The 4,866-nt window shown below is 66.6% G+C and carries 3 protein-coding genes and 2 pseudogenes; 4 read left to right on the top strand and 1 reads right to left on the bottom strand.

Features of this window, described 5'->3' with window-relative positions:
- Positions 1-75 precede the first annotated feature (75 nt).
- A pseudogene (locus Q0379_RS15795) lies at positions 76-251 on the top strand (hypothetical protein).
- Positions 248-589 (top strand): hypothetical protein, encoded by a 342-nt coding sequence (locus Q0379_RS15800; RefSeq protein WP_299010830.1) that lies wholly within the window; start codon positions 248-250, stop codon positions 587-589. The pseudogene Q0379_RS15795 and the gene Q0379_RS15800 overlap by 4 nt, the downstream one beginning before the upstream one ends.
- 429 nt (positions 590-1,018) lie before the next feature.
- Here the strand turns inward: Q0379_RS15800 and Q0379_RS15805 are convergent, their stop codons facing one another.
- Positions 1,019-1,708, bottom strand: a complete 690-nt coding sequence (locus Q0379_RS15805; RefSeq protein WP_299010833.1) for a hypothetical protein — start codon at positions 1,706-1,708, stop codon at positions 1,019-1,021.
- A 194-nt stretch (positions 1,709-1,902) separates the two neighbouring features.
- Between Q0379_RS15805 and Q0379_RS15810 the strand changes: the two genes are divergently transcribed.
- Both Q0379_RS15810 and Q0379_RS15815 read left to right on the top strand, forming a co-directional pair.
- The gene (locus tag Q0379_RS15810; RefSeq protein ID WP_299010835.1) at positions 1,903-2,595 is read left to right on the top strand and encodes a chromosomal replication initiator DnaA; all 693 of its coding nucleotides are present in this window, start codon (positions 1,903-1,905) and stop codon (positions 2,593-2,595) included.
- A gap of 262 nt (positions 2,596-2,857) precedes the next feature.
- Positions 2,858-4,866 (top strand): annotated as a pseudogene (locus Q0379_RS15815) (hypothetical protein); the annotation flags it as partial.

A 4,866-nucleotide genomic window follows, 5' to 3' on the forward strand; every position in this document is an offset into this window, starting at 1 on the left:
GTTCAGCGGTCCCGGCGGGCGGAGCATCTCGTCGCGCCAGGCCAGGATGTCGGGGGAAAGGGGCATGGGGTAGAGATAATCCTTCTCCCCTTGCGGGAGAAGGTGTCAGCGAAGCTGACGGATGAGGGGTCACGCCGCCCAGAAACCCCTCATCCGTCCCGCGGAGTTTATCCTCGGGCGCGCGCATCGCGCGACCCGTGGGCGGTCCACCTTCTCCCGCAAGGGGAGAAGAGCTTAGTGTTTCCCCATGACCAACGCCCAGCGCCTGACCCTGGTGCGCGCCGCGCACACGGTGATCTATGTGGTGATGGCCGGCGCGTCGCTGGTGGTGCTGGCGGCCGGGATCACCGGCGCGACCGGCCCCTGGTTGTGGGTCGCCGCCGGCCTGGTGGCGGTCGAGAGCGCCGTCTTCGCCGCCTGCGGCTTCAAGTGCCCGATGACGGCGATGGCGGTGAAGTACGGCGCGACCAAGGACGGCGCCTGGGACACCTTCTTCCCCGAACCCTGCACCCGCCACACCTTCCGGGTGTTCGGGCCGGTGATCCTGGTGGGGTTCGCCCTGCTGGCGGCGCGGTGGGTGGTGGGGTGATCCTTTCTCCCCCTGCGGGAGAAGGGCTCGATAGACACCGACCTCCCCGGCGAATGCCGGGGCCCAGATCGAACCCGCCACCTTCGAAGCGCTCGCCATGCCGCATGGCGCGCTCACCCAAACCGCTCCGGATGAATCTGGGCCCCGGCATTCGCCGGGGAGGTCGGGTGTTTGGGGTTAAGACCCAGTCCCCGCCCCTTCTCGCCCGAGAAGGAGCCATCCTTACATCTCACGGCGAGACGATCGCAGGGCTGTCCAAGTCACTCAAGGACGACGCTCCGCGTCGCCGCCGCGCGGCCGCCCGGAGGGCGGTCCTTGACTGACTTGGTCAGTCCTGCACGCTGCAGCCTCCAAGAGATTTAAGGACGGGACCGCGCGGGGCGCGGGCGACCAACGAACCGATGGATGGAGGGTAGAGACAAATATCAGTTAGGCCTTTGGCTTGCTTGGTTTCCTGACTGCCTTCGGCCTTGAGACGGCATCCTGCGGCGGGTTCGCTAGCCCTATGAACTCGCAATCTGTCATGGACCATCCGACGTGACCTTCGTGAATAGGACGGCCAACAAGCTCAATCCAATCTCCACGCTTCACAGCGGCTAGCGCATCACGCTGATTGGCCTTGAAGGTAACCGAAAGGCTATTTCTGGCGTTCTGCCCGTATTTCTTGTGAAGCCCTAGCAATTCAGCAACCGGCCGCGAACTCAGAAAGCCGTCTTTCACCTCATAAATCTGCGCAACAGCCTTCATTAGCTGATTTGAATGGGCCGAAATTCGGTTACTCGCCTCGAGAGAGGTTGAGCTATTGACTATATCATTGAGATATTTCGGAGTTAGGGCCGGGTTTAGTACCGGCGGCGGCGAAAATATTTTCGAAGGCTTCTCTTTTACTCGCTGCCATCCGCTGACGTAGATAAACGCTCCCCACAGAGCAATTAGAGGTCCCATGCCCCAAATCGCAAACAACACGGACGTCAGACTCTTTGAATCCGACCACCGATAGTAGCAAAAGCCCATAACTGCGAAGGCGACAGCAGCAGCCCAAAATATCTTGGCCCTGCCTCCCGCTGATTGAATCGCTGCCATAACAGCTGCAACCGCTGTTCCGACAAAGAACAGCAAGAATGAGAGTCTATCGCCCGACATAACGCCGTAATATCAGCGACTACGATTCCGGTCGAGCGAAGCTCTAGACGTAGGCCCCCATCCACACCTCCCGCCCCTCCATCCCCAACCTCCCCAGCCCCGCCACCTCCCCCGCCTCGCCAAACCGCCCTATATCCTGGTCCTGACGTTCACCACGCTGGGACCTCGCGTTGTCCACCCAGTTCCGACTGCCGCTGACCGCCGCGCCGACCTATGCTCGCGAAGACTTCGCCGTCTCGCCGAGCAACGCCGACGCCGTCGCGCGGGTCGAGGCCTGGCCGGACTGGCCCGAGGGGCGGCTGGCGCTGGTCGGGCCGGCGGGGGTGGGCAAGACGCACCTCTCCCGCGCCTGGGCGGCGGCGCATGACGCCGTGGTCGTCGAGGCCACCGGCGATGCGGCGCCCGACCTTCCCGCCCTGCGCGGCAAGGCGATCCTGGTCGAGGACGCCGACCGGCGGGCGGAAGGGACCGCCCTGTCGGACGAGGCGCTGTTCCACATCCTCAACATGGCCGGGGTCGACGGCGGGACCGTGCTGCTGACCGGGCGCGCAGCCCCGGTGGGCTGGGCGGCGGCGGTGCCGGACCTGCGCTCGCGGCTCAACGCCCTGTGCGTGGCGACCATCGCCGAGCCCGACGACGTGGTGCTGGAGGCGGTGCTGCGGCGGGCCTTCGCGCAGCGGCTGCTGAAGCCCGATCCGGACCTCTATCCCTACCTGCTGTTGCGCCTGCCCCGCTCGGCCGCCGAGGCGATCGCGGCGGCGGACCTGCTGGACGAGGCGGCGGCGCAAGCGCGGCGCGAGCTGAACAAGGCGCTGGCGCGGGAAGTGCTGGGGGATTTCGAGGGGGATGAGGAGGCGGGGTGAAAACCCTGACCCCATCAATAGACCCGCCTTCCTAGGCCTTGTGCCTAGGACCCATCGTTCCGCATCCGCTGAAAATGCCCGGGAGCCTTCCACATCGACGGCGCCCCAGTCTCGATTGTCCCAGCCCGGCCGCGCCATGGGTCCTAGGCACAAGGCCTAGGAAGGCGGTTGGGTGGCGTGGAGATCAGCAACTTCCCCCTGTCTTCTTCCCGTCACTTGCCTCGTTCACCATGGCGGAACAAAGTCTGCCTATAGTGAAACCATGACCGACGCAGCGACCATGCCTCTCGACGCCGCCCATGCTCCGCAGACGGAAGAAGCCCCCGGGCTGACGCTGGACGGCGAGCTGATGGCCTCGCCCGAGCGGTTCTTCAATCGCGAGCTGTCGTGGTTGGCCTTCAACCAGCGGGTCCTGGAGGAGAGCTCCAATCCGCGCCACCCGCTGCTGGAGCGGCTGCGCTTCCTGTCGATCTCGGCCAACAACCTCGACGAATTCTACATGGTGCGCGTGGCCGGCCTGAAGGGCCAGGTGCGCGAGGGCGTGCGGGTGGTCAGCCAGGACGGCCTGACGCCGGGCGAGCAGTTGGCCCGCATCAACGCCTCGGCCGCCGAACTGATGGCCGAGCAGCAGAAGATCTGGCGCCAGGTCCGCACCGAGCTGTGGGACGAGGGGCTCAAGCTCCTCGACGCCAAGGACATCGAGGGCGAAGACAAGGCCCGCGCCGAGGAGATCTTCAGGAACCAGATCTTCCCGGTGCTGACGCCGCTGGCGATCGACCCGGCCCACCCGTTCCCGTTCATCCCGAACCTGGGCTTCTGTCTGGCGCTGAAGCTGCGTCGCATCGCTGACGACAAGCACCTCTACGCCCTGGCGCCGATCCCCCAGCAGGTGCGGCGGTTCTGGGAGCTGAGCTCCGTGGTCTCGCGCGGCAAGAAGCGCCAGCGCAAGATCATGGCGCTGGAGAGCTTCATCATCCTGTTCCTCGACCACCTGTTCCCCGGCTACGAGGTCGAGGGGCGCGGCCTGTTCCGCCTGATCCGCGACAGCGATCTGGAGATCGAGGAAGAGGCCGAGGACCTGGTGCGCGAGTTCGAGGCGCGGCTGAAGAAGCGGCGCCTGGGCCAGGTGGTGCGGGTCAAGATCCAGACCACCATGCCGCAGGACCTGCGCGACTTCATCATCGAGGGCCTGCGCGCCGAGCCCGAGGACGTCATCCTGGTCGACGGCAAGCTGGGCCTGGCCCAGATGTCGGAGCTGATCCCGCCGGACCGTCCGGACCTGAAGTTCCCGCCCTTCAACGCCCGCTTCCCCGAGCGCATCCGCGACCACGGCGGCGACTGCTTCGCGGCGATCCGCGAGAAGGACATTCTCGTTCACCACCCCTTCGAGAGCTTCGACGTGGTGGTGCAGTTCCTGCGTCAGGCCGCGCGCGACCCGAACGTACTGGCGATCAAGCAGACGCTCTACCGCACCTCCAAGGACAGCCCGATCGTGGCGGCGCTGATCGTCCCCATTTACGTGGAGCACTTTGAAGGGGTCCACAACTACGCGATCACCCGCGGCCTTGAGGAGATCCAGGGCTTTTCAGCGAAGCCGGAACAGTTCTTCGCGGTGCCGAAGTTCCTCGCGCTCTGGGGCCCGCGCTTCGGCGACAAACTCGGCTGGGAGAGCGCCACCTTCCTCACGGTGACCGGCCTCGCGCTGGCCCCGCTCGCGTTTCTTGGGGCGGTCCAGGAGGGTGCGGGGGCGCGCGCGATCGCCCAGGTGCTGCTCGTTTCGCCGGCGATCGTTGGCGCCGGGGTGATCGGCATCGTCCACCCGATCCCGGCGGTTTTGCTCGGGATCGTCGCCCTCGCCTTCGCCGTCTTCGCCTACCGGCGCCGCACGAAGGACCCGACGCTCCTCCTCGCCTGGTTCCTCACGGCGCTCGCCGTGACCTACGCGGTCTTCTCCGTCGGCCCCCGCGTGACCTGGGGGGATCGCAGCTACCTCGCCCCCTGGGCGGCGCTCATGCGGCTCCCCGGCTTTGCGTCGGTGCGCACGCCGTCCCGCTTCTGGTTCGTCGTCACCTTCGCCGTCGCGAGCCTCGCCGGCATCGGCCTCGCCGGCGCCCTCCAGCACCTCGCTCGCGTCACGCGCCGCCTCACCGCCGCGCGCGGGATGCCCCTCCGCTACGCCCCGATCGCGCTCCTTTTGGCGGTCGCCACGACGGCGATCCTCGAGACGCGGCCGGCCGGCGTCCCTGCGCGGCGCCTGATCGCCCGCGACGA

Source organism: uncultured Caulobacter sp. (genome assembly GCF_937900395.1).
Classification (GTDB): Bacteria; Pseudomonadota; Alphaproteobacteria; order Caulobacterales; family Caulobacteraceae; genus Caulobacter.